This is a genomic window from Streptomyces sp. NPDC046931 (assembly GCF_040644655.1).
Lineage (GTDB): Bacteria > Actinomycetota > Actinomycetes > Streptomycetales > Streptomycetaceae > Streptomyces.
This window is the reverse complement of the sequence record NZ_JBEYWX010000017.1, coordinates 1-22,359: the sequence shown is the minus strand read 5'-3', so window position 1 is coordinate 22,359 and position 22,359 is coordinate 1. Positions and strand designations below refer to the sequence as shown.

Annotated in this window: 21 protein-coding genes and 1 pseudogene; 14 read left to right on the top strand and 8 right to left on the bottom strand. The window is 69.3% G+C overall.

The features are described 5' to 3' along the window. Positions 1 to 3: 3 nt before the first annotated feature. Positions 4 to 756, top strand: coding sequence for a DUF3159 domain-containing protein (locus ABZ876_RS26265; RefSeq protein ID WP_361785958.1), 753 nt, complete (start codon positions 4 to 6; stop codon positions 754 to 756). 248 nt (positions 757 to 1,004) lie between these two features. On the opposite strand, the gene ABZ876_RS26260 is transcribed toward ABZ876_RS26265, so the two are convergent. Both ABZ876_RS26260 and ABZ876_RS26255 read right to left on the bottom strand, forming a co-directional pair. Further along, on the bottom strand, positions 1,005 to 1,682 hold the full coding sequence (locus ABZ876_RS26260) for a TrkA family potassium uptake protein (RefSeq protein ID WP_361785955.1): 678 nt from the start codon (positions 1,680 to 1,682) through the stop codon (positions 1,005 to 1,007). Then, entirely contained in the window at positions 1,682 to 2,353 is a 672-nt protein-coding gene (locus tag ABZ876_RS26255) for a TrkA family potassium uptake protein (RefSeq protein ID WP_234513984.1), read from the bottom strand. The genes ABZ876_RS26260 and ABZ876_RS26255 overlap by 1 nt, the downstream gene beginning before the upstream one ends. 194 nt (positions 2,354 to 2,547) lie before the next feature. Between ABZ876_RS26255 and ABZ876_RS26250 the strand changes: the two genes are divergently transcribed. After that, positions 2,548 to 4,599 (top strand): APC family permease, encoded by a 2,052-nt coding sequence (locus ABZ876_RS26250; protein WP_361785952.1) that lies wholly within the window; start codon positions 2,548 to 2,550, stop codon positions 4,597 to 4,599. Positions 4,600 to 4,720: 121 nt separating this feature from the next. Beyond that, positions 4,721 to 6,049 (top strand): TRAM domain-containing protein, encoded by a 1,329-nt coding sequence (locus ABZ876_RS26245; RefSeq protein WP_361785949.1) that lies wholly within the window; start codon positions 4,721 to 4,723, stop codon positions 6,047 to 6,049. A 396-nt stretch (positions 6,050 to 6,445) separates the two neighbouring features. Here ABZ876_RS26245 and ABZ876_RS26240 read toward each other — a convergent pair whose 3' ends face one another. Next, positions 6,446 to 6,925 carry a hemerythrin domain-containing protein gene (locus ABZ876_RS26240; RefSeq protein WP_361785947.1) on the bottom strand — a complete coding sequence of 160 codons (480 nt, stop codon included), beginning with the start codon at positions 6,923 to 6,925 and terminating at the stop codon, positions 6,446 to 6,448. Positions 6,926 to 7,388: 463 nt separating this feature from the next. Here ABZ876_RS26240 and ABZ876_RS26235 point away from each other — a divergent pair, with 463 nt between their 5' ends. The 4 genes from ABZ876_RS26235 to ABZ876_RS26220 all read left to right on the top strand — a co-directional run bounded on the left by ABZ876_RS26235 (position 7,389) and on the right by ABZ876_RS26220 (position 10,271). Further along, positions 7,389 to 7,592: a cold-shock protein gene (locus ABZ876_RS26235; RefSeq protein ID WP_014145516.1), complete on the top strand. Its 204-nt coding sequence runs from the start codon at positions 7,389 to 7,391 to the stop codon at positions 7,590 to 7,592. A 358-nt stretch (positions 7,593 to 7,950) separates the two neighbouring features. Beyond that, positions 7,951 to 9,447 carry a DEAD/DEAH box helicase gene (locus ABZ876_RS26230; RefSeq protein WP_361785944.1) on the top strand — a complete coding sequence of 499 codons (1,497 nt, stop codon included), beginning with the start codon at positions 7,951 to 7,953 and terminating at the stop codon, positions 9,445 to 9,447. 45 nt (positions 9,448 to 9,492) lie between these two features. Next, positions 9,493 to 9,894, top strand: coding sequence for a CBS domain-containing protein (locus tag ABZ876_RS26225; protein WP_361785941.1), 402 nt, complete (start codon positions 9,493 to 9,495; stop codon positions 9,892 to 9,894). A 50-nt stretch (positions 9,895 to 9,944) separates the two neighbouring features. Then, on the top strand, positions 9,945 to 10,271 hold the full coding sequence (locus ABZ876_RS26220) for an SCO5918 family protein (protein WP_361785938.1): 327 nt from the start codon (positions 9,945 to 9,947) through the stop codon (positions 10,269 to 10,271). 72 nt (positions 10,272 to 10,343) lie between these two features. On the opposite strand, the pseudogene ABZ876_RS26215 reads toward ABZ876_RS26220, so the two are convergent. Further along, positions 10,344 to 11,605, bottom strand: a pseudogene (locus tag ABZ876_RS26215) (IS30 family transposase). Between the two features lie 85 nt (positions 11,606 to 11,690). Beyond that, positions 11,691 to 12,050: a hypothetical protein gene (locus ABZ876_RS26210; RefSeq protein ID WP_361785935.1), complete on the bottom strand. Its 360-nt coding sequence runs from the start codon at positions 12,048 to 12,050 to the stop codon at positions 11,691 to 11,693. A gap of 1,097 nt (positions 12,051 to 13,147) precedes the next feature. On the opposite strand from ABZ876_RS26210, the gene ABZ876_RS26205 reads away from it, so the two are divergent. Further along, positions 13,148 to 13,486 carry a MerR family transcriptional regulator gene (locus ABZ876_RS26205; RefSeq protein ID WP_361785932.1) on the top strand — a complete coding sequence of 113 codons (339 nt, stop codon included), beginning with the start codon at positions 13,148 to 13,150 and terminating at the stop codon, positions 13,484 to 13,486. Between the two features lie 96 nt (positions 13,487 to 13,582). Here the strand turns inward: ABZ876_RS26205 and ABZ876_RS26200 are convergent, their stop codons facing one another. After that, entirely contained in the window at positions 13,583 to 14,320 is a 738-nt protein-coding gene (locus tag ABZ876_RS26200; RefSeq protein ID WP_361785929.1) for a hemolysin III family protein, read from the bottom strand. Positions 14,321 to 14,515: 195 nt separating this feature from the next. On the opposite strand from ABZ876_RS26200, the gene ABZ876_RS26195 reads away from it, so the two are divergent. Beyond that, positions 14,516 to 14,824, top strand: coding sequence for a hypothetical protein (locus ABZ876_RS26195; protein ID WP_361785926.1), 309 nt, complete (start codon positions 14,516 to 14,518; stop codon positions 14,822 to 14,824). 43 nt (positions 14,825 to 14,867) lie between these two features. After that, positions 14,868 to 15,464, top strand: coding sequence for a cation transporter (locus tag ABZ876_RS26190; RefSeq protein WP_361785923.1), 597 nt, complete (start codon positions 14,868 to 14,870; stop codon positions 15,462 to 15,464). Between the two features lie 244 nt (positions 15,465 to 15,708). Here the strand turns inward: ABZ876_RS26190 and ABZ876_RS26185 are convergent, their stop codons facing one another. Next, positions 15,709 to 16,968: a SpoIIE family protein phosphatase gene (locus tag ABZ876_RS26185; protein WP_361785920.1), complete on the bottom strand. Its 1,260-nt coding sequence runs from the start codon at positions 16,966 to 16,968 to the stop codon at positions 15,709 to 15,711. 379 nt (positions 16,969 to 17,347) lie between these two features. Between ABZ876_RS26185 and ABZ876_RS26180 the strand changes: the two genes are divergently transcribed. Then, the gene (locus tag ABZ876_RS26180) at positions 17,348 to 17,989 is read left to right on the top strand and encodes a carbonic anhydrase (RefSeq protein WP_361785918.1); all 642 of its coding nucleotides are present in this window, start codon (positions 17,348 to 17,350) and stop codon (positions 17,987 to 17,989) included. Between the two features lie 78 nt (positions 17,990 to 18,067). Here the strand turns inward: ABZ876_RS26180 and ABZ876_RS26175 are convergent, their stop codons facing one another. After that, complete coding sequence (locus ABZ876_RS26175) at positions 18,068 to 19,042, bottom strand: L-threonylcarbamoyladenylate synthase (protein WP_361785915.1); 975 nt, start codon at positions 19,040 to 19,042, stop codon at positions 18,068 to 18,070. A gap of 686 nt (positions 19,043 to 19,728) precedes the next feature. On the opposite strand from ABZ876_RS26175, the gene ABZ876_RS26170 reads away from it, so the two are divergent. The 3 genes from ABZ876_RS26170 to ABZ876_RS26160 all read left to right on the top strand — a co-directional run bounded on the left by ABZ876_RS26170 (position 19,729) and on the right by ABZ876_RS26160 (position 22,113). After that, positions 19,729 to 20,190 (top strand): ATP-binding protein, encoded by a 462-nt coding sequence (locus ABZ876_RS26170; protein ID WP_361786298.1) that lies wholly within the window; start codon positions 19,729 to 19,731, stop codon positions 20,188 to 20,190. A 912-nt stretch (positions 20,191 to 21,102) separates the two neighbouring features. Continuing rightward, positions 21,103 to 21,447, top strand: coding sequence for a MerR family transcriptional regulator (locus ABZ876_RS26165; protein WP_361785912.1), 345 nt, complete (start codon positions 21,103 to 21,105; stop codon positions 21,445 to 21,447). A gap of 276 nt (positions 21,448 to 21,723) precedes the next feature. Further along, positions 21,724 to 22,113: a hypothetical protein gene (locus ABZ876_RS26160; RefSeq protein ID WP_361785909.1), complete on the top strand. Its 390-nt coding sequence runs from the start codon at positions 21,724 to 21,726 to the stop codon at positions 22,111 to 22,113. The last annotated feature ends 246 nt before the right edge of the window (positions 22,114 to 22,359 follow it).

The window sequence follows — 22,359 nt, the reverse complement described above, 5'->3', positions numbered from 1 at the left end:
CCGGTGACGTCACTCGAGAAGCCGACCGAAGACCCCCAGCACAATTCACGGGCGGTGACCGAGGCCGCGCTGTTCGAGGCGTTCGGCGGGGTGCGGGGCATGGTCGAGACCGTGGTGCCCGGTCTCTTCTTCGTCACCATCTTCACGATCAACAAGAACCTGCACTGGTCGGCGATCACCGCCCTCGCGGTGTCCTTGCTCCTCGTGGTCGTGCGCCTCGTGATGCGGGACACCGTGAAGCACGCCTTCAGCGGAGTGTTCGGTGTCGCGTTCGGCGTGGTCTTCGCGATGATGACCGGCAACGCGAAGGACTTCTATCTGCCGGGCATGCTCTACACGCTGGGCCTGGCCCTGGCGTACATCGTCACCACGCTCGCCGGAGTGCCCCTGATCGGCCTGATGCTCGGCCCGGTCTTCAAGGAGAACCTCTCCTGGCGCACCCGCAACCCGGGCCGCAAGAAGGCGTACACCAAGGCCAGCTGGGCCTGGGGTCTGATCCTGCTCGCCAAGTGCGCGATCCTGTTCCCGCTGTACTGGTGGGCCGACACCGCTCAGCTCGGCTGGGTCCTGATCGCGCTCAAGATCCCGCCGTTCCTGCTCGCCGTCTGGCTCACCTGGGTGTTCCTGGCGAAGGCGCCCGCGCCGATCGACGTCTTCGCGGAGCTGGAAGCGGAGGAGAAGGCCGAGGAGGAGCGGCAGGCGGTGGCCGCCACCGACCGGGAGACCTCGACCGCCCGCCACCGCCGGGAGTCCTAGCGCCGGCGGCCCTGGCTCAGACGACCCTGGCTCCACCGCGGTCCCGGCTCCACCGCGGTCCCGGCTCCACCGCGGTCCCGGCTCCACCGCGGTCCCGGCTCCGGCAGTGCTTCGGCAGTGCTCCGGCCGTCCCAGCTCCGGAAGTCCCAGCTCTAGAAAGAAGCGCCGGCTCCGGAACCGAGCCCGCGGAGATGGCGGAGGCGCCCCGACATCGTCGGAGCGCCCCGGTCCGGGTGGGGGAGGGGGAACTAGCCCGCCGGCTCCTCCCGGCGTACCGACAGCAGGTCCTCCAGCTGTTCCTCGCGTGCCTGGGCGGCCACGAACAGCAGTTCGTCGCCCGCCTCCAGGGAGTCCTCCCGGGACGGAGTCAGCACCCGGGTACCGCGGATGATGGTCACCAGGGACGTGTCCTGCGGCCACTCCACATCACCGACCTGCGTGCCGGCCAGAGCCGACTCCGGAGGCAGGGTCAGCTCGACCAGGTTCGCGTCGCCGTGGCTGAAGCGGAGCAGACGGACCAGATCGCCGACGCTCACCGCCTCCTCCACCAGCGCGGACATCAGACGCGGGGTGGAGACGGCCACGTCCACGCCCCACGACTCGTTGAACAGCCACTCGTTCTTCGGGTTGTTCACACGGGCGACGACGCGCGGAACGGCGTACTCCGTCTTCGCCAGCAGGGACACGACCAGATTCACCTTGTCGTCGCCCGTCGCGGCGATCACCACATTGCAGCGCTGGAGCGCCGCCTCGTCCAGGGACGTGATCTCGCAGGCGTCGGCCAGCAGCCACTCCGCCTGCGGTACGCGCTCGACCGAGATCGCGGTCGGTGCCTTGTCGATCAGCAGGACCTCGTGCCCGTTCTCCAGCAGCTCGCCCGCGATCGAGCGGCCCACGGCACCGGCACCGGCAATGGCGACTCTCATCAGTGCCCGCCCTCTCCTTCAGGCCCCTTGGCGAACGCCGCCTCGACCTTCTCGACGTCGTCCGTCCGCATCATCACGTGCACCAGGTCGCCCTCCTGGAGCACCGTCTGGGACGTGGGCAGCATCGTCTCGCCCAGCCGGGTGAGGAATGCAACGCGCACACCGGTCTCCTCCTGGAGCCGGCTGATCCTGTGTCCGACCCAGGCCGCCGAGGTGTGCACCTCGGCGAGCTGCACACCGCCGGTGGGGTCGCGCCACAACGGCTCGGCGCCCGAGGGGAGCAGGCGGCGCAGCATCTGGTCGGCCGTCCACCGGACGGTCGCCACGGTGGGGATGCCCAGGCGCTGGTAGACCTCCGCACGGCGGGGGTCGTAGATACGGGCCGCCACGTTCTCGATGCCGAACATCTCGCGGGCCACACGCGCGGCGATGATGTTCGAGTTGTCCCCGCTGGAGACGGCGGCGAAGGCACCGGCTTCCTCGATGCCCGCCTCACGCAGGGTGTCCTGGTCGAAACCCACTCCGGTGACACGGCGGCCGCCGAACCCGGAGCCCAGCCGTCGGAAGGCGGTGGGGTCCTGGTCGATGACAGCGACCGTATGCCCCTGTTGCTCCAGGGTCTGGGCAAGAGCGGAGCCCACTCTTCCGCAGCCCATGATGACGATGTGCACGACCGTCCTTCCGATATCAATGGTCACGGCTCAGTCGAAACGCCAAGAACAGGGTCTCAGACCGCCGCCCAAGCTACACACGCGCGGTCCGCGTAGGGCACCCCCGTGCGCGCGTGCCGCACGGCTTCGTTCGTGAGGCAGATCTCTGTCAGCGGGTGGGCGACCCCCAGTACGAACCCTTACGATCCTCTCTTGTGTCCAAACTGACCGACGTGCCCAAACGCATCCTCATCGGGCGCGCACTGCGCAGTGACCGGCTGGGGGAGACCCTCCTGCCCAAGCGCATCGCACTCCCCGTCTTCGCCTCCGACCCGCTCTCCTCAGTCGCCTATGCCCCGGGCGAGGTGCTGCTGGTCCTCTCCATCGCGGGCGTGTCGGCCTATCACTTCAGCCCCTGGATCGCGGTCGCCGTCGTCGTGCTGATGTTCACGGTGGTCGCCTCCTACCGGCAGAACGTGCACGCCTACCCGAGCGGTGGCGGCGACTACGAGGTGGCCACCACCAACCTCGGACCCAAGGCGGGCCTCACCGTCGCCAGCGCCCTGCTCGTCGACTACGTCCTCACGGTCGCCGTGTCGATCTCCTCCGGCATCGAGAACCTCGGCTCCGCCATCCCCTTCGTCGTCGAGCACAAGGTCCTTTGCGCGGTCGCCGTCGTCGTGCTGCTGACGCTGATGAACCTGCGAGGGGTCAGGGAGTCCGGCACGCTGTTCGCGATCCCGACGTATGTCTTCGTCGCGGGTGTGTTCATCATGATCCTTTGGGGCGCGTTCCGCGGACTGGTCCTCGGGGACACCATGCGGGCGCCCACGGCGTCGTACCAGATCAGGGCGGAGCACCAGGGCATAGCGGGATTCGCACTGGTCTTCCTGCTGCTGCGCGCCTTCTCCTCCGGCTGTGCCGCGCTCACCGGTGTCGAGGCGATCTCCAACGGCGTCCCCGCCTTCCGCAAGCCCAAGTCGAAGAACGCGGCGACGACGCTCGCGCTGATGGGCCTGCTCGCCGTCACCATGTTCTGCGGCATCATCGCGCTCGCCATGACGACCAAGGTCCGCATGGCCGAGAACCCGGCCGCCGACCTGCTCCACAACGGTGTCGGGCTGGGCCCCGGCTATGTCCAGAACCCGGTGATCTCGCAGGTCGCCGAGGCCGTCTTCGGCAAGGGCAGCCTGTTGTTCATCGTGCTGGCCGCGGCCACCGCGCTGGTGCTGTTCCTCGCCGCGAACACCGCGTACAACGGCTTCCCGCTGCTCGGCTCGATTCTCGCCCAGGACCGCTATCTGCCCCGCCAGCTGCACACCCGCGGCGACCGCCTCGCCTTCTCCAACGGCATCGTGCTGCTCGCGGGCGCGGCCTCCATGCTGATCTTCATCTACGGCGCCGACTCGACCCGGCTGATCCAGCTGTACATCGTCGGCGTCTTCGTGTCGTTCACGCTGAGCCAGACCGGCATGGTCCGCCACTGGAACCGGCACCTCGCCACCGAGCGCGACCAGGCCAAGCGCCGGCACATGGTGCGCTCGCGTGCCATCAACGCCTTCGGCGCCTTCTTCACCGGCCTGGTCCTGGTCGTCGTCCTGGTCACGAAATTCACGCACGGCGCCTGGGTCGCCCTGCTCGGCATGTGCATCTTCTACGCGACGATGACCGCGATCCGCCGGCACTACGACAGGGTGTCAGAGGAACTGGCCGCACCCGAGGGCCCCAGCGACGACAGCGCCCGCCCCTCGCGCGTCCACTCGGTGGTCCTCATCTCCAAGATCCACCGCCCGACGCTGCGCGCCCTGGCCTACGCCAAGCTGCTGCGCACCGACACCCTCGAGGCGCTCAGCGTCAACGTCGACCCGGCGGAGACGAAGGTGCTCAAGGACGAGTGGGAGCGGCGCGGCATCGACGTACCGCTGAAGATCCTCGACTCGCCGTACCGCGAGATCACGCGACCGGTGATCGAGTACGTGAAGAGCCTGCGCCGTGAGTCCCCGCGCGACGCCGTGTCCGTGATCATCCCGGAGTACGTCGTCGGCCGCTGGTACGAGCACCTGCTGCACAACCAGAGCGCACTGCGGCTCAAGGGCCGGCTGCTGTTCACGCCAGGCGTCATGGTGACCTCGGTTCCGTACCAGCTGCAGTCGTCCGAGCTGGCGAAGCAGCGGGCCCGCAGGCGGCAGGACTGGAACGCGCCCGGTGCGGTGCGCCGCGGCCCGGCGGAGACGCGGGCCAAGGAGTCGTCGGCCTCGGGGAGCTGAGGCCCCCGTCTCATGGTGAACGGCCGGGTGACAGCCACGTAGACTGGTGGGCTGTCGTCCGGCCGGACCGGCCGTGCACTCGACCCGCTCTCCCGCCCTCTCACCCTGGAGTCACCCCACCATGCAGGCAGAACCGAAGAAGTCACTGGTGGGCCAGGAGTACGAGGTCGAGATCGGCCCCGTCGCCCACGGCGGTCACTGCATCGCCCGTACGGACGCGGGCCAGGTCCTCTTCGTCCGGCACACGCTGCCCGGGGAGAGGGTGGTGGCCCGGATCACGGAGGGCGACGAAGGAGCCCGCTTCCTGCGCGCGGACGCGGTGCGGGTGCTGGAGGCGTCCAAGGACCGCATTGACGCTCCCTGCCCGTACGCGGGCCCCGGCCGCTGTGGTGGCTGCGACTGGCAGCACGCGAAGCCGGGCGCGCAGCGCCGGCTGAAGGGAGAGGTGATCGCCGAGCAGCTGCGGCGGCTCGCGGGCCTGACTCCCGAGGAGGTGGGCTGGGACGGCACCGTGGTGCCGGCCGAGGGCGACAAGCTTCCGGCGGGCGAGGTGCCGCAGTGGCGTACCCGGGTCCAGTACGCGGTGGACCCGTCCGGCAGGGCGGGCCTGCGCCGGCACCGCTCGCACGAGGTCGAACCGGTCGACCACTGCATGATCGCCGCGCAGGGCGTCAGCGAGCTGGGCATCGAGAAGCGCGACTGGGCCGGCATGGACTCCGTCGAGGCGATCGCGGCGACGGGGTCGCAGGACCGCCAGGTGATCCTGACGCCGAAGCCGGGGGCACGGCTGCCGCTGGTCGAACTGGACAAGCCCGTGTCGGTCCTGCGGGTCGACGAGAAGACCGGAGGCGTGCACCGCGTCCACGGCCGTCCCTTCGTCCGTGAACGTGCCGACGGCCGTACGCACCGCGTCGGGGGCGGCGGCTTCTGGCAGGTCCACCCGAAGGCCGCCGACACACTGGTGACGGCCGTGATGCAGGGCCTGCTGCCGCGCAAGGGCGAGACCGCGCTCGACCTGTACTGCGGTGTCGGCCTCTTCGCCGGCGCGCTCGCGGACCGGCTCGGAGAGAAGGGCGCGGTGCTCGGCATCGAGTCCGGCAAGCGCGCGGTGGAGGACGCCCGCCACAACCTCGCCGACTTCCCCCGCGTACGCATCGAACAGGGCAAGGTCGAGTCGGTCCTGCCGCGCACGGGCATCACGGAGGTCGACCTGATCGTCCTCGACCCGCCCCGCGCCGGCGCGGGGCGCGAAACCGTGACCCACCTGTCGTCGCTGGGCGCCCGCAGAATCGCCTACGTGGCCTGCGACCCGGCGGCCCTCGCCCGGGACCTGGCGTACTTCCGGGACGGGGGGTACCGGGTGCGGACACTGCGGGCGTTCGATCTGTTCCCGATGACGTCGCACGTGGAGTGCGTGGCTGTTTTGGAGCCTGCCGCAAAGGGGCTCTGACCTGCTGTTTCCCCGGTTTCCCAGGATCCGGGCCGGTCGCGTCTCGGGCGGCGACCGGACAGGGCTGGCCACGCTGATCAGAGACTCCGGGCCTCCGAGTGCGGCATCGCCGAGGCGGTGCTCTCCGATCAGAGCGCTGACGAGGCCCTTTTCACCGCGTGCCCCGCTGCCCAGGCGTACTGGCGGAGCCTGCGCGGTGGTGATGGCGGCTAGGCGCGTCGAGAGCAGCACTCCGGCGATGATCGACGCGGCGCGGGCAAGGAACACGGTTCCGGGCGCGCGGTTCCGCTTCGGGCGCTGTGCCGCGACGGCCACGAAAGCGGCAGCGGGTATCCCGGCCAGACCGCGATCCCCTTCTGCGTCGTGAGGCGGAGCCGCCGATGCCCAGAGCATCGCTCAGCGGTACATCCAGCAGGGCTTTCCCGGGAGGCCGCCGGAGGGATGAGGGGGTGCGGATGCGCCGGGGCGGTCTGTCGTACCGCCGCCCGGGTGGTGCCGAGTGTGCGTAGCCGGCCGGTGCCCATCGTGTCCTGCAATCGGGAGAGACCGGGAGAGGAGGAGATCTTCCTCGTCCCTGATGTCCTGCCGTATCAGCGCGAAGGCCCGCTGGACCCTTTCCCCCCGCCCGGGATCGCTGGCAGGAAGACGTTCGATGTCCGCGACGACATCGTCGATCTGCTGATGTTCTTCCTCGACCCGGGCCGTCAGTTCCTCGCCGTCCGGGCCTGACGCTCGTACGGCGGGCCACAGCACCGTCTCTTCCACGAAGGCATGGCTGAAGACCAGCTGCACCGCCTGCTTCAGAACGCGTTCCCGCTGGTGAAGGTCGTCGAGGGTCAGGTACTGATCCGTCAGCCGCCATTTCCTCGTGCTCATGGCGTTGCCGCACCAGGATGCTGCTGCTTCCACCGGGCTGATCGACGGTCTGGTCCTTGATGGTCTTCGATATGGCCGCTCCCGTGCGTGCGCCGGAGACGGGCCGTGACGCTTGTCGGAGCCACCCTGCACGCTGGGCGCGCCCCCAAAACTTCCCGAAACGTTGCGCTCCGGCCGGGTCGAAATCTGTGCCCGCGAGCTGAGGTTTCAACAGAACAGGCAGACAGATTCTCTATCGCATTAAGTGGGGGTGGGATTCTTCACCGTACACAGGCCGCTTCGGCGTGCTACTGTCGATCTCAGTTGCAGTTGTGGTTCCCAAAACTTCAAGTGCCCTCCGGGCGGCGCCTGTGCCACTGGAAGCACTTTTGTTATCCGGGCTTTTTCGGGCGGGGTGATCATCGCGGCGACACGGGGTTCGTGCAGTGCGGATCCCGATGCACTGCCCCAAAGGAGAAATGATATGGCTGCTGGTACTGTGAAGTGGTTCAACGCGGAAAAGGGCTTCGGCTTCATCGAGCAGGACGGTGGCGGCGCTGATGTGTTCGCCCACTACTCGAACATTGCCGCCCAGGGCTTCCGCGAGCTGCTGGAGGGCCAGAAGGTGACCTTCGACATCGCGCAGGGCCAGAAGGGCCCGACGGCCGAGAACATCGTTCTCGCCTGACGCTGACTGTCGCGTAGCTGTAGCTGGGGCCCGCGTCCTTCGGGGTGCGGGCCCCAGCCACTCGCATTTTCCGCAGTGGTCTCGCCTGCGCACGACAACCAGGAAACCCGTAGGCTCACCGCATACGGGGCATCCTTCAGGGGTGCACGCATCCCTTCATAGCTTCATCCATAGCTTCATCGCGGCGGACGCCCGAACATTGCGTCCGCTTCGCGCCACTCATTCCAGCTCCTGTGCCGCACGGATTTTTCGTCGGTCAGATTCGCTTTCGCATTCCACCGGTCCATTCTTGCAATTCTCTGTGCTGCTGATCACTGCGGGAATTCCTTGATATGTGCCGCATCGAGGAAGGTTCCGCATGAACCGCACACGCACGAACGACCGCTTCACCCGCACCCGTAACGGCAGTGCCGAATCCGGAAGGGGTGACAGCCGATTCGGTTCGTCGCCCAGGAGCCGCTCCGCCGGGCCGGGCCGTTCCGGTGGTTACGGCCGCAGGCCCGCCGCGCTCCAGGGGGAGTTCGAGCTGCCCAGGACGATCACTCCTGCGCTCCCCGCCGTGGAGGGCTTCGCCGATCTCGAGATGCCCGGGGCGCTGCTGGGCGCGCTCAGCTCGCAAGGCGTGACCGTACCCTTCCCGATCCAGGCCGCGACCCTGCCGAATTCCCTCGCCGGCCGGGACGTACTGGGCCGTGGCCGCACCGGCTCCGGCAAGACCCTCGCCTTCGGGCTGGCGCTGCTGGCCCGTACGGCCGGGCAGCGCGCCGAGGCGAGGCAGCCGCTGGGGCTGATCCTCGTACCCACGCGTGAGCTGGCGCAGCAGGTCACCGACGCGCTCGCCCCGTACGCCCGCTCCGTGAGGCTGCGGCTGGCCACGGTGGTGGGCGGAATGCCGATCGGCCGACAGGCGAGCGCGCTGCGCGCCGGCGCCGAGATCGTCGTCGCCACGCCGGGACGCCTCAAAGACCTCATCGACCGTGGCGACTGCCGACTGAACCAGGTTTCCATCACCGTCCTCGACGAGGCCGACCAGATGGCCGACATGGGCTTCATGCCGCAGGTCACAGCCCTCCTCGACCAGGTCCGCCCCGAAGGCCAGCGCATGCTGTTCTCCGCCACTCTCGACCGCAACGTCGACCTGCTCGTGCGCCGCTACCTCAGCGACCCCGTCGTGCACTCCGTCGACCCCTCGGCCGGCGCGGTCACGACGATGGAGCACCACGTGCTCCATGTTCACGGCGCCGACAAGCACACGGCAACCACCCAGATCGCCGCACGCGACGGCCGCGTGATCATGTTCCTCGACACCAAGCACGCCGTCGACGGCCTCACCGAACACCTCCTGAACAGCGGGGTACGGGCCGCCGCCCTGCACGGTGGGAAGTCACAGCCGCAGCGCACCCGCACGCTGGCACAGTTCAAGACCGGACACGTCAACGTGCTGGTAGCGACCAACGTCGCGGCGCGCGGCATCCACGTCGACAACCTCGACCTCGTCGTCAACGTCGACCCGCCGACCGACCACAAGGACTACCTCCACCGCGGCGGCCGTACCGCCCGCGCAGGAGAGTCCGGCAGCGTCGTCACCCTGGTCACCCCCAACCAGCGCCGCGGCATGACCCGCCTCATGGCAGCGGCCGGCATCGTCCCGCAGACCACCCAGGTCCGCGTCGGCGAAGAGGCCCTGCACCGCATCACCGGCGCCCAGGCCCCCTCCGGCATCCCGGTCGTCATCACCGCACCGGTGGTCGAACGCCCCAAGAAGCGCGGCGCCGGCTCACGCGGCCGACGCCGCCCCGTCTCGGCGGCCCGCCGCGCGCCCGTACGGCAGTCCACCGCCGGTGCGGCGGCATAGAACCTTCGTGTCAGGAAGCCCGCCCAACTTCGCAGGAGGCACCCTTTGACGCTGGACCAGACGCAGTTCCGCTCAACACGTACCAACGCCGTGCAGACGGCGGCCGATCCCGCGGACGCGGCCGGACCGCAGGTCTGGGAGGACATGACCGTGGAGGTGGCACTGTCCGTGATGGCCGCCGCCCGTACAGGTCAGCTGGTCGTCTGCGACGAGGACGGTATGTGCACCGGCCTGGTCACCCGGGACCGGCTCACGGCCGTTCGTGACGGTTCCGGATACACGGACCGGATCCGCCTGCGTGACATCGCCGACGTCATCGGGCCCTTCGCCTCGCCGCCGGCCACGAGGGCCGAAGCCGAGCGTGCGATGCGCTGCCGCCGGCTCGGGGCCCCGCCGGTGGTCGACGGCCACGGCAACGCTCTGGGCGTCCTCGCCCTCTCTCGCTGAACCGCCCTCACCCCTACCCGGCCCCGTCTTCTCCTCTCCCCGGAGGCATCATGCGCTGTGTCATCGCTCGCTTCCCGTTCGACCTGACCAAGAGCGGCGTGGTGGAATCGATGAAGGGCGTCACACCTGAGCCGGTCACCGGTGAGTTCGTCATCATCGGACGACGCCACTACCCCGCCAAGCAGGTCGGCCAGGTCGTCACCCGCCAGGACCGGCGCGATTTCAGCACCGGCGAAGTCCTCAGGGCCATGACCCAACTCGGCTTCACCTGCCGCACCCGCCCTACCGCCGCATCTGCGCCCCTGGCCGACCCGTACGGGCCGGCTTCCGCAACGCTCGGCACTCCGCCTGTCCGCCTGACTTACGGACAGGTGTGAGCCGAACAGAGCAGTGAGGCCCCACCGGCGTGGGTGAATTCCAGGGGTGGTAGCAACACTGCGGTGAGTTGATCAAGCCGCGAGCAGTTTAAACAGACGCTCGGCTGGGGTTTCCCAGTCGAGCGTTTTGCGTGGGCGGCTGTTGAGTTCGGTGGCGGCGGCGTCCAGGTCCTCGCGGGTGTGGCGGGATAGGTCGGTGCCCTTGGGGAAGTACTGCCGCAGCAGGCCGTTGGTGTTCCCGTTCGAGCCGCGCTGCCAGGGGCTGGCCGGGTCGCAGAAGTGGACCGGGATGTCCGTGGTGATGGTGAAGGCGCGAGGGGAGGCCATCTCGATGCCCTGGTCCCAGGTCAGGACCGCATCAGGTGAGGCGGGAGGGTCTGGACGGTCTCGGTGAGCGCGTTGCGGACAGCGGCGGCGCCGTGGTCGCGTGGGAGGTGCACGAGCATCAGGTAGCGGGTGCTGCGTTCGACCAGGGTGCCGATGGCGGAGCCGTTGTTCTTGCCGACGATCAGGTCGCCTTCCCGGTGGCCGGGGACAGCCCGGTCGGCGGCCTCGGCGGCCCGTTCGCTGATCATGACCATGGGGTGCACGAACCGCGATCGGCGGGCCGCCGAGTGCCGGTGCGGGCGGCGCATCGCGTGTCCGGTCCGCAGGGCCCGGGTCAGCTCGCGCCTCAGTTCCCCGCGGCCTTGGACGTAAAGCGCCTGGAGGATCGTCTCGTGGACCACGTGCATCTCCGGCTGGTCGGGGAAACGTGCCCGTAGAGCGTGGCAGATCTGCTCCGGGCTCCACCGCCTGATCACGTGGTCCTGGAGGCAAGTCCCGCAGCCTGGGGTTCTGGCCGATCTTGCAGGGCTTGGGGCGCGGTTCGCGGGCATCCGCGCGGCACTGGGCGGCGTGCGGACGGTAGGACCAGCCGCCGCCTGACATGAGCGCGTGGTTGCGGCGGATCTCCCGGCTTACGGTGGAGGGACTGCGGCCAGTTCGGCCGCGACGGCCCGGACGGACGCCTTCTCCCGGAGCCGGTCAGCGATGTGGATGCGGTCGGCCTCGGTGAGGTAGCGCGACGGGCCGACGGGTTCCTCAGGGCGAGCCGGGGGTTCGGGTGCTTGCCAGGGCAGCCCCGTGTCCACGATGGGCGGGGCTGCCCTGTACCTCGCGGATGCCTGCCGGCCGTAGAGCCGGCGGTTGCCGGTGCGGCGGTTGATGCCGATGATCCGGCAAGCTTCCGTGTTCCCTATTCCAAGATCCACGAGCCGAAGGTATTCCTCCCGCTCAGGGTCCAATCTCCTGGGCCCCTGAGGCCGCAGATCCTTCCGGATCTCGAAGTCCATCGCACCCCCTGAACTGGGGTGTTGCGACGACCACTAGAACGGAAGCGTGCCGGTGGGGCCTCACTGTGTGCCATGGGTCGGTGAGTCAGTGGTCGGAGTAGCTGAAGTCGCCCACGGTCCAGGCACTGACGTCCTCGATCGCGACGCGGTACATCCCGCCTGTCTCCGGGATCCCCACCGTACCCTGCAGGATCCGGGCGACGTGGAAATGCAGATGCGTGGGCGGTCCGTCCTTCCTCGCGGGGGTGTCGAAGACGGTGGAGAACTCGCCCAGGTCGGCGGAGTCCGTCAGCACCTCAGACACCCTCTGCCTCCACATGGCTTCCGGAGCCAGCCGACCGGTGATGACAGCACCACTGGTGACCACGGTCAGGGACATCTGATTGCTCTGCCCGGACTCCACAAGGGCAGCTATCGCAACGAGCAGCTCGTCAAGCTTCGGCATGGGGTCGGATTCTATGCACCGGCACGCCCGGGCGGCTTGGACGATGGCGCAACCGGGCGAGACGGGCGCATTACGGCTCCCCTGGTGCCGCACTACAGGCCGGGGGTGCGCATGTGCGGCGGCTGCGAGCCAGGGGCGTGCTTCGGGGCATTGGTCTGCTGCCGTTCGGCTGCCGCAGGTCTTCGATGAACGCTTGTGCGGTATCGCGTGCGTCGGCAACGGCCGCGTGGAACGGGGCAGCTGTGGCGTTGACGGACAGTGTGTTCATCAGGGTCACCCTCCTCTGCGGATCGTTCATGCCCGGCCCTTGCCTACCGACCCTGCGCCCCGCCCGCCAACCCACCCGAGCCACCGTGCTCGCCGGAGGGGGCTGAGAATCGCGGTCGACGCGCCGCGCCGGTCGACGCGCCGCGCCGGTCGACGCGCCGCGCCGGTTGGCGCCGCCACGGGAAGCTCCGCGGGCGGCTCTGGGTCTCATCCGTGCGTCGGACCTGCGCTGCCGACAGCCCCCAGTATTCGCAGATCGGCACAGCGGGAGACCTCATCGTCGAGCCGCAGCAAATCTATGCTCGCTGGAGTAGACATTCGATGTCTCAGTGATTATGGTTTCTTTCGTAGCCGAGATCGAGCAAGGCCCGGCAGACACGAACTGCCGGGCAGCAGTCCACGTATGACGGTGCGGTGGTGGAGTTCCGAAGCCAGGTTGTTGTACGACGGCGACGGGACTGACGACCGGACCGGGTGGCCTGAAGTGATGAGGGGCCGCCGTGAGCAGGACCGCAGTTGACGCGGTTGCAGTACCAGTAGTACGCAGTCCCTGTTTGCAAGTGATTGGTTCCGAGGGAAGAACGGAGGAGTCGAGCACCATCAGGATCGCCCGGGCGGAAGACGCGAGCCCGGGTACCGCAGGACATCGATAGGTAGGTGGTCTCCGGTCACGCATCCGCGATCCCCGCACCCCCGTCGGAGTATCAGGCGGCTGGGCGGAAACAGAAGGCCGGCGCAGCACTAGGGCCGGCAGATGGTGTTGCAGTTCCTTCGGGGCCTTGGTGCCAAACGGCACCAAGGCCCCTCTACCCGTTCCACAAAGAGGTGAGATGACAGCAGACGAGTCGCTAAGCCGTCTCGACGACGACGACTACCCCGCCTACACGATGGGCCGGGCCGCCGAGTTGCTCGGTACCACTCCCGGCTTTCTCCGCGCCATCGGCGAAGCGCGACTGATCACACCACTGCGCTCCGAGGGCGGACACCGCCGCTACTCCCGCTACCAACTGCGCATCGCGGCCCGCGCGCGTGAGCTCGTCGACCAGGGCACCCCGGTCGAGGCCGCATGCCGGATCATCATCCTCGAAGACCAGCTCGAAGAAGCCCAGCGCATCAACGCCGAATACCGCCGCACCGGCGGATCGTCCAGTCCATCGGCCGCAGCCTGAGGTGAGCGGGCCCGCCGGTGTCGGCGGGCTGTCACACCCGCGCGTGGCCGGGCTGCGGCGCGCAGAGATGGTTCTCGTGTCCGAACGGTTCCCCCGTCAGTAGACGGCGAGGGAGATGGCGATGTAGTGCGCGGTGAAGGCCGCCACGGTCAAGGCGTGGAACACCTCGTGGAAGCCGAACCAGCGGGGCGAGGGGGCGGGGCGTTGGACGGCGTAGACCACCGCGCCCGCGCTGTAGAGGAGACCGCCGGTCACAGTCAGGGTGACCACGGCCGCACCGCCGGTGTGCAGGAAGTCAGGCAGGTAACGCACCGGTGCCCACCCCAGGGCCAGGTAGCAGGGGGTGTACAGCCAGCGGGAGGCGTTGACCCACAGCACGCGGAAGGCGATACCGGTCAGCGCGCCCGTCCATACGATCCACAGCAGCAGGTTTCGCCGGTCCGGAGGGAGGAGGAGCACGGCCAGAGGGGTGCAGGTCCCGGCGGTGATCAGGAAGATGTTGGCGTGATCGAGGCGACGCAGGACGGCCTCGCCCAGCGGCCCCCAGGTACCCAGGTGGTAGACGGCGCTCGTCCCGAACAGCAGGCAGGCGGTGACGGAGTACACGGTGCAGGCCAGGGCCGCCTGCTGGGTACGAGCCAGGCAGACGAGGACGATGCCGGCGCTCACCGAGGCGGGGACCATCGCGGCATGGAGCCAGCCACGCAGCTTCGGCTTGACCGGCTCGACCAGGTCGGCCGCCCACTCGACCAGGTCGGCAACCGGGTGAAACTCCTCCCCGGCATTGCCATGATGTGATCCGCCGGGGAGACCGGCTACGGCGTCCCCAGACACAACTTCCCGTCCTGTCCCGTTCTTCTGGGCATCATCGGCAACCATCCGATCATGCTAAGGGCCTGCCCGTGACAGCGTCCGCCGAGGTCGGTCTCGCCACCAACTGGGCCTGCGGAAGCCGTGTAAGCCGCCTAGCCATGGGAGGGACCAAGGTTCCCGAGCGCGCACGAACGCCTTACCGGCCCCCTCCAGGGCGTGTACGACCCCTCGGGGCACGGCGCCGCGCTGTTCGCGTTCTTCGCCGGCATGGCGGAGTCCGCGCGGGAGTACGTCCGGGACAAGTCCCTCGAAGGACGGGCGTCCGCCCGCGAGCGCGGCCGTCACGGCGGACGCCCGAAGGCCGTCGACGACGACATGGCCACCTACGCCCGTAGCCTGCGCGCCAACGGGGTGCCCGTGCCGCAGATCGCGAGCAGGCTCGTCATCACCTCGGGCAAGAACAAGGGCGAACACCCCTCGGTCGCCACCGTCTACCGCATCCTCGCCGAAGACGATGACGCATGACCCCTGGCCGGTGACCACCAAGCCGCCTGTCAGAATCGGGCCGGTGACCACTGCCGACACCGCCCGCAGCACCCTGCTCCGCAGGGGCTTCGCCCTGGAGTACGCCACGCTCGCCTGGAACGTCGTCGGGATCGTCGTGCTCGCCCTCGCGGCGATCTCCGCCAGGTCCGTGGCGCTGGCCGGGTTCGGCCTGGACTCCCTGATCGAAATCGGTGCCTCAACCGTGGTGATCTGGGAACTGTCCGGGACCGGCGAGGCCCGCCGGCGCCGCGCGCTGAAGCTGATCGGTATCGGCTTCGCGCTCCTGGCCGTCTATCTGGTGGTGCAATCCACCTGGGTGCTGGCCGCCGACTACCGCCCCCACCACTCACCGCTGGGCATCGGATGGACGGCCATCACCGCGGCCGTGATGTTCGCCCTCGCTGCGGGCAAAGCCCGCACCGGCACCGCGCTGGACAACCCGGTCCTCAAGACCGAGGGCCGGGTGACACTCATCGACGGGCTGCTGGCCGCCGCAGTCCTGCTCGGCCTGGTCCTCAACGCCGCCTTCGGCTTCTGGTGGGCCGACCCCGCCGCGGGGTACGTGCTCGTCTACTACGCCATCCGCGAGGTACGGGAGATCTTCGCCGCCCAGCACTGACCAACCTCCCCCTCACATACAAAGGCCGTCACGGCGGCACGGGGGAGGCCACCGGGACGGATCCGCCCAGCGTAGAGCCTCACAGGCCCTACAAGCCCGCCGACTTCAGCATGTTCAGCAGCACGTTCGAGTTCTCGATCGTGTTCTGAAGCGCCATCATCTCCACCTGCGGCGAGGGATCGAGGTCACTCCTTGGCGTTCAATCCAGCAGCGTTACCGGCGGGACCCCAAGGCGGCGCCCCGGTCAGGACGGCCGGGTCGTTCCGTTGAGGCGGACGACGACCATGGCGATGTCGTCGCCTGCCCCGCCGGTGAGGTGGAGGCGCGCGAGGAGGGCGTCGGCGAGGTGTTCCGGGCCGAAGTCGGTGCAGGTGGCGAGGGTGGAGATCAGGCGGATCAGGCCGGTGTCGATGTCCTCATCGCGGCGTTCGATCAGGCCGTCGGTGTAGAGGATGAGGGTGTCGCCGGGGGTGTAGGTGGTGTTGGCCTGGGGGCGGGGGACGTGTTCGGAGCGAGCGCCCAGGGGTGGGTCGGTGGCCTGGTCGAGCAGGTCGCAGGTGCCGTTGGGGTGCAGCAGGACGGGCGGGGGGTGGCCGGCGCTGCTGTAGATGAGCAGGTGGTCGTGGCAGTCGACGAGGACCTGTACGGCGGTGGCGGCCAGGGCTCCCTCGACCGAGCGGGCGTACAGCCCGAGGACCTCCAGGGCCTGGGCGGGGCCGTGGACGGCGCGGGTGGCGGCGCTCAGCGCGCTGCGGAGCCTGCCCATGACGGTGGCGGCCATCAGCCCGTGGCCGACGACGTCACCGACCGCGACGGCGAAGCGGTCCGCGGGCAGGTCGACCGTGTCATACCAGTCGCCGCACACGTTCAGTGATCCGGCCGCGGGCAGGTAGCGCACCGCGACGTCCGGGTGCCCGGTCAGGTCCGGGACGTGCAGCATGGCCTCCTGCAGGGCGACGGCTATCCGTCGTTCACGGGCGTGGGCCTGCCGCAGTTCCTCGTTCAGCTGCTGCAGCTGCCGCGCCCGGGCGTACAGCTCAGCCTCCATGGCGGCTTCCCGGCCAGGGCTGACCGACGGCAGGTACGCCGCGCGGCGGGCGCGGACGACGTCGGTCATGTCCTCGGACCGGTGGATGATCCAGGCGACCTGCCCGTCCGCCCCCAGGACGGGCACGTTGATCGCGGACCACCAGCGCTCCTTGAACACCCCGGGGCTGCCGGCGAGTGGGATGTCGTACTTCTGCAACGCCACGTGATCGGTCTGGCCGCTGGACAGAACCCTGTGCAGGGAGGCTTTCAGCGTCGCTACCCCGTCGGCCTCCGGATCGGCGGGGTTGTCCGGGAAGGCGTCGAAGAGGTACTGCCCGAGCAGCTCGGCCCGGCCGCGTCCGGTCACCTCGCAGAACGCCGGGTTGGCATCAACGATCACCAGGTCCGTGCCGAGCGCCAGACACGGGCTCGGAAGGGCGGCGAACAGCGCCACGTAGTCGATCTGCGGTGTCACACGCGTTCCAGCCAGTCGATCCCTCCTTCAATGTACGAAGTGCCCACCTCCCGCGCCCGCCGAGCCCGCTCGTGGCGTCAGGTGGCCGCTGCGCACCGCTCAGCCTGCGTACACCCCGACCGGGGCCCGCCCCGTTGGGTGATGCGTGAGGACGGACAGCGAACGACGGTTTCACGGCCGCGGTGACATCTTCGCCCCGCTCCACGCAGGGACCTGCTCCTACGGGGGTGCCCAGCTCCGCCACCGGCCGCGGACCCAGACCGAAGCCGACATCGCCCGGCGCCGGGGCATCTGGACGGTGCGGAGCAGCGACGCGCTCGGCTCGGGCACGAGCGGACCTGGCGGCTCGACGCCGCAGGGCGGACCTTAGGCTTCTGCCATGAACGAGACCCAGGCCGCAACCCCCCGTGAAGCCTTCGAACTGCTGATGGCCGGCAACCAGCGATTCGTCGCGGGAATCCCCGAACACCCGAACCAGGACGCCGCCCGCCGCACCGAGCTCGCCGCGTCCCAGCGACCGTTCACCGTGCTGTTCGGATGCTCCGACTCCCGCCTGGCCGCCGAGATCATCTTCGACCGCGGACTGGGCGACCTGTTCGTGGTGCGCACTGCCGGCCACGTCATGGGACCGGAAGTGATCGGCAGCATCGAGTACGGCGTCGACATACTGAACTGTCCCCTGGTTGTGGTCCTGGGCCACGAGGCGTGCGGTGCCGTCGGCGCCGCATGCGCCGCCCTGGAGGACGGGGTGGCGCCGGCCGGCTACGTGCGCGACGTCGTCGAGCGGGTGACGCCCAGCGTGCTCTCGGCCCGGGCCGCCGGCCGGGTGAAGGGCGAGGAGATCCTGGACGAGCACATCCGGCACACCGTCGACCTGCTGCTGGACCGCTCCCGGCTGCTCGCCGAGAAGGTCGCCGCCGGACAGGCCGCCGTCGTGGGCCTGTGCTACGGCCTGGCCGACGGCACTGCACGCCTCGTCGCGACCCGCGGCCTCGACGCACCCGTCACCACGGCATCGTGACCGCCGAAGCGCCCACAGCATCCTAGGCGGCCACGGCCGTCACTGGCGGAGGCGGCGACCAGGGAAGCGACTGGTGACTTATGAGGGCCGGGGTCCGGCGGCGCGGCGAAGCCGGTTGGCGATCGCCAGTCCCAGCCCCTCCTCCACCGGCAGGGACGCGATGATGAGGTCGCATCCCTGCTGGTCGAGCTTGCGCAGGAACCCGTACAGCCCGCGCGCGTAGGCGGCCATCGAAGACGGGACCGTCACCACGGCGTGCGCCTTCACCGGAGCGTCGGCGAAGGAGGCAGGCAGAAAGACGCCCACCTGGTGCCCCAGCTCCTGCGCCAGCTCCGCCTCGGCAATGACCTTCTCCGGCTCGACGAGGACGACTCGCGCATGCGGCGCGTAGTGGGACGGATGCTGGCCCGGCACCCGGACACGGCTCGTCGCAGGGACGGCGATCGGGCACCCCAACACCGCTTCGAGGTCCTCGCGCGTCACCCCGCCCGGCCGCAGGATGCTCGGGATCTCCCCGGTGGCGTCGACGATGGTCGACTCCACCCCGACCTCACAGGGGCCGCCGTCCAGCACGAAGTCGACCGCCTCGCCGAGCTCAGCACGGACATGGTCCGCCGTAGTGGGGCTAACCGAGCCGAAGCGGTTGGCGGACGGCGCCGTGACACCGCCGCCGAAGGCCGACAGCAACGCGAGCGCGACGGGGTGATCGGGCACACGCACGGCCACCGTCTCCAAGCCACCCGTCGCTTCCAGGGGCACCCGTTGCCCACGTCCCAGGACCAGGGTGAGGGGCCCCGGCCAGAAGTGTTCAGCCAGCAGGCGGGCCGCCTGGGGCACGTCCTGGACCCAGTCGTCCAGCTGCTTCGCGCCGGCGATGTGGACGATCAGCGGGTGGGAAGGCGGACGTCCCTTGACCTGGAAGATGCGCGAGACGGCGGCGGGGTCCTCGGCATTGGCGCCCAGACCGTAGACGGTCTCGGTCGGGAGAGCCACCAGGCCCCCGGCGCGCAGCACACCGGCCGCCTTCTCGATGTCACTGGTTCTTGCCGTCACCCTCGCAATCCTAGGTGCGTCAAGGACCGGCGACGGTCTTGATCAATCTCAGCGCCAACTGCGGTCTCATCGGCCCCGGGCCGCTCAAGATCAACTATGGGTGGCCTTGGTGCTTATCTCGGCGACACGCTCCACCCCCTCACCGTCGTCTGTGTGTTCGGCGGCCGAGTGAACCGCACTTCGGGATGTGCAAAGGCTGCAACGGCATCGGTTTCCACTGCAGACTGCTCTGGCCTGCGCATTTCCCCGACTTGACGGTCGGGCCATCGGCAGCGTCAGACCCGTTCGAGAGCCTGCCGCTCACCGCGTCCGGCAACGGTGCTCATCCGAAGGTCGTCGACGACGACATGGCCGCGTACACCGGTAGCCTGCGGGCCAACGGTGCCGCAGATCGCGCAGAAGTGACCAGTGCGTCTTCACTCGCTGGCGTCCCCGCCGCTGACCACCACCCGGCACCACTCACGACGACGGCCCCCTGCCGCCGGGCGGGATCAAGGGGCCGTCACCACACGTGTTCCGGCGGGAGGGCCGGTGGAGTGCGCGTGTCACACCGTCCAACGCGCACTGCCACAGGAAAGTCACGCCGGGCGGGGGCCGGTCCTGCGGATGCGTGCCATGTCGTTTCGGGGGTATTCGTGCGCCTTGACCAGGTTGCTGAGGATGAGGGTGGCGATGTGGGCCCAGTGGTGCACGGAAACGAGGACCAGCCGCCGGCCCGCCGCCCGATACTGTCGGCCCTCGCCTTCGAGGGCAGCGAACCGATCGCCGAGGCCCGCAGCGCGGCCCGCCGCTTCCTGGCCGACGTACAGGCAGTACACGGCATCCCGGTCTCCGACCCCGTGATGGGCACCGTGCAGCTGGCCGTCAGCGAGCTGGTCACCAACGCCTACAAGTACGCGCCCGGCCCCTGCCTGCTGGGCCTGGAGGTCAGCGAAGGCGCCGTCCAGATCAGCGTCTGGGACACCGACCCGACACTGCCCGCGGCCTGCCCCGCAGACCCGGGCCGGGTCGGGCAGCACGGCCTGGAGATCATCATGGCCGTGTGCCAGAGCTTCGAGGTGCGCCGCGAGTCGGTGGGCAAGCGAGTCAGGGCCGCCATCGTGCTGGCCGACGACCCCGGCGGAGATCCGGCCGGCGGCCTGCTGTGACCGTCCCTGGGCGCCGGAACCTGGCGCAGGTGTCTACCGGCCCTCCAGGTCGTCGGCCGCCCGCTGGGCAGCCTCCTCCAGCGACCGCCGCCGCGGCCCCCCTGCTGCGGCGAGCCTCCCGCCGTCGTTCATGGAAGCGGGCCGGCCAGCCTCCGCGCACACCGGAACCCTGCGGATCACTCACGGGACAAGATCATCCCATGGCCCGTTCGGCGCGTACCTCGGCGGCCCGGGGGCGGCGGCAGTCCTCAACTCAGGGCCATGATCAATCTCAGCGTCAACGGCTGTACCGATGTAACGGCCGGTCTCCATGGCGGTCATGCGCTGTCACCCCGCCCTGGATCGGTTTTGTGCCTCCAGGCTCAGCATGTGGTCGCCGAGCCGGGAAGCAACCCGGGACAGCACTCTTCCGTGTGTATCTGCGGAAGAACTCCAGGCCCTGACCCGTGTGTATCTGCGGAAGAACTCCAGGCACTGACCATGGAGAAAACCTGTCGTGACGACAGTAGACATTGGCCCGTCGCTGGGTTACTGTATTTGCGTACTCAGGAAGTCGAAGTGGGCACGGCAGACACGAACTGCCATGCCGGCAGGTCAAGCAGGACACGGCCCAAGAGGGTCGTGAGCAGTACCCGCGGTACCCAGCAGTACCACCGAGTAACCGAAGGTAAGGAGCGAGACGCCATCAGGATCGCCCGGGCGAGGAAGCAGTCCGCCCGGGTACCGCAGGCCCCGGATTGGAAGGTGGTCCCCGGTCACGCATCCGCGATCCCCGCAGTCCCGCCCTCCCAGGCGGACCCTGCGGACGTACAAGGCCGGCGCAGTTCGCCGGTAGATGGTGTTGAAAGCTCGGGGCCCGGGTGCCAGTACGGCGCCCGGGCCCCCCGACGCGTCCCCCGGAAGAAGAGGTCTATGCCCCCTGGCAGTTCCCGCGCCGTCACCCCTCTCGATGACGACGACTTCCCCGCCTACACCATGGGCCGGGCCGCCGACATGCTCGGCACCACCCCCGCCTTCCTGCGCGCCCTCGGCGAACACCGCCTGATCACACCTTTGCGCTCCGAAGGCGGCCACCGCCGCTACTCCCGCTACCAGCTGCGCATCGCTGCCCGTGCCCGCGAACTCGTCGACCAGGGCACCCCCATAGAAGCCGCCTGCCGCATCATCGTCCTCGAAGACCAACTCGAAGAAGCGCAGCGCATCAACGAGCAAATGCGCACACAAGGCCCCGATCCGCAGTCGAAGACCTCAGCCTGACCGGACGCCGGCACGAAGACACGGACGGCGCTCCCGGCCCGCCACCGACCGGACCCCACCATCGGCCCCTGAAACGAGCGCCCCTGACTCCCGCAGGGCAAGGACCCCGGCGATCACCACGCTGGGGTCCTTCTCTGTCCGAGACGGTTCCACCAGTCCCGGGCCGGAGCCCTGCCAGCACGCCGGTTGCCCATCGGCGGCCTGCCAGGCCCAGTGAGGCACACGCCTGGCGTGTCGACGTCCGTGCCGTCCCGCGCGCCTGGCACGGTGGTTCTCATGCAGCCGCTGCCGGCTCCCTACCCCGCCGACCTCATTCCCGGCGCGACGGGCATGGCGGCCTTCGAAGCGGCGTACCGGCAGGCCAAGGAGCAGGACGCCGTCTTCGTCGCCATCGAGTCTCTGGGCGAGCACTGGACGGTGACGGCCGACATGATCACCGCCCCGCGGCACGCCGTCGCCGACTCGGTGTACGACGCCATCCGCGCCGCGGTCATCCAGATGATCCGCGCCGGCGAGATCCGCACGGACTCCTCCGCGGGGCCGGTCTGCTTCGTACTGCACGACGTGGCAGACGAGAGCCGGGCCCGCGAACGCGCAGCCGCCCTGCACGCCGCCCTGTACGGAAACCTGGCGCCGCTCGCCCGCGCGATGCCTACCGCATCCTGACCAGCCGCCTTCAGGACTCCAAGATCATCTCGTGGCGGCTTTTGAGCTCACCTTGGCTGGACCCCGCCTTGACCCCTCCCTGTCCGGCCGCCGGCGTCATCAGATCGTCCCCGGACACCGTTGTGGTGCCCCGACCCTGTAGGGAGGAGGTAGTGGATCACCCTGTCCCGCTCTCCGGGTACCGTCAGGGTATGAGTCATCCGCATCCCGAGCTGAAAGCCGCGCCGCCCCTTGCCGAAGGTGGGC

Excerpts from the sequence above, each read along its gene's own strand:
- ABZ876_RS26230 (WP_361785944.1), top strand. The coding sequence starts at position 7,951 with ATGAACCGCACACGCACGAACGACCGCTTCACCCGCACCCGTAACGGC.
- ABZ876_RS26235 (WP_014145516.1), top strand. The coding sequence starts at position 7,389 with ATGGCTGCTGGTACTGTGAAGTGGTTCAACGCGGAAAAGGGCTTCGGC.
- ABZ876_RS26210 (WP_361785935.1), bottom strand. The coding sequence starts at position 12,050 with ATGCCGAAGCTTGACGAGCTGCTCGTTGCGATAGCTGCCCTTGTGGAG.
- ABZ876_RS26260 (WP_361785955.1), bottom strand. The coding sequence starts at position 1,682 with ATGAGAGTCGCCATTGCCGGTGCCGGTGCCGTGGGCCGCTCGATCGCG.
- ABZ876_RS26245 (WP_361785949.1), top strand. The coding sequence starts at position 4,721 with ATGCAGGCAGAACCGAAGAAGTCACTGGTGGGCCAGGAGTACGAGGTC.
- ABZ876_RS26160 (WP_361785909.1), top strand. The coding sequence starts at position 21,724 with ATGCAGCCGCTGCCGGCTCCCTACCCCGCCGACCTCATTCCCGGCGCG.
- ABZ876_RS26165 (WP_361785912.1), top strand. The coding sequence starts at position 21,103 with ATGCCCCCTGGCAGTTCCCGCGCCGTCACCCCTCTCGATGACGACGAC.
- ABZ876_RS26180 (WP_361785918.1), top strand. The coding sequence starts at position 17,348 with ATGAACGAGACCCAGGCCGCAACCCCCCGTGAAGCCTTCGAACTGCTG.
- ABZ876_RS26240 (WP_361785947.1), bottom strand. The coding sequence starts at position 6,925 with ATGAGCACGAGGAAATGGCGGCTGACGGATCAGTACCTGACCCTCGAC.
- ABZ876_RS26220 (WP_361785938.1), top strand. The coding sequence starts at position 9,945 with ATGCGCTGTGTCATCGCTCGCTTCCCGTTCGACCTGACCAAGAGCGGC.
- ABZ876_RS26205 (WP_361785932.1), top strand. The coding sequence starts at position 13,148 with ATGACAGCAGACGAGTCGCTAAGCCGTCTCGACGACGACGACTACCCC.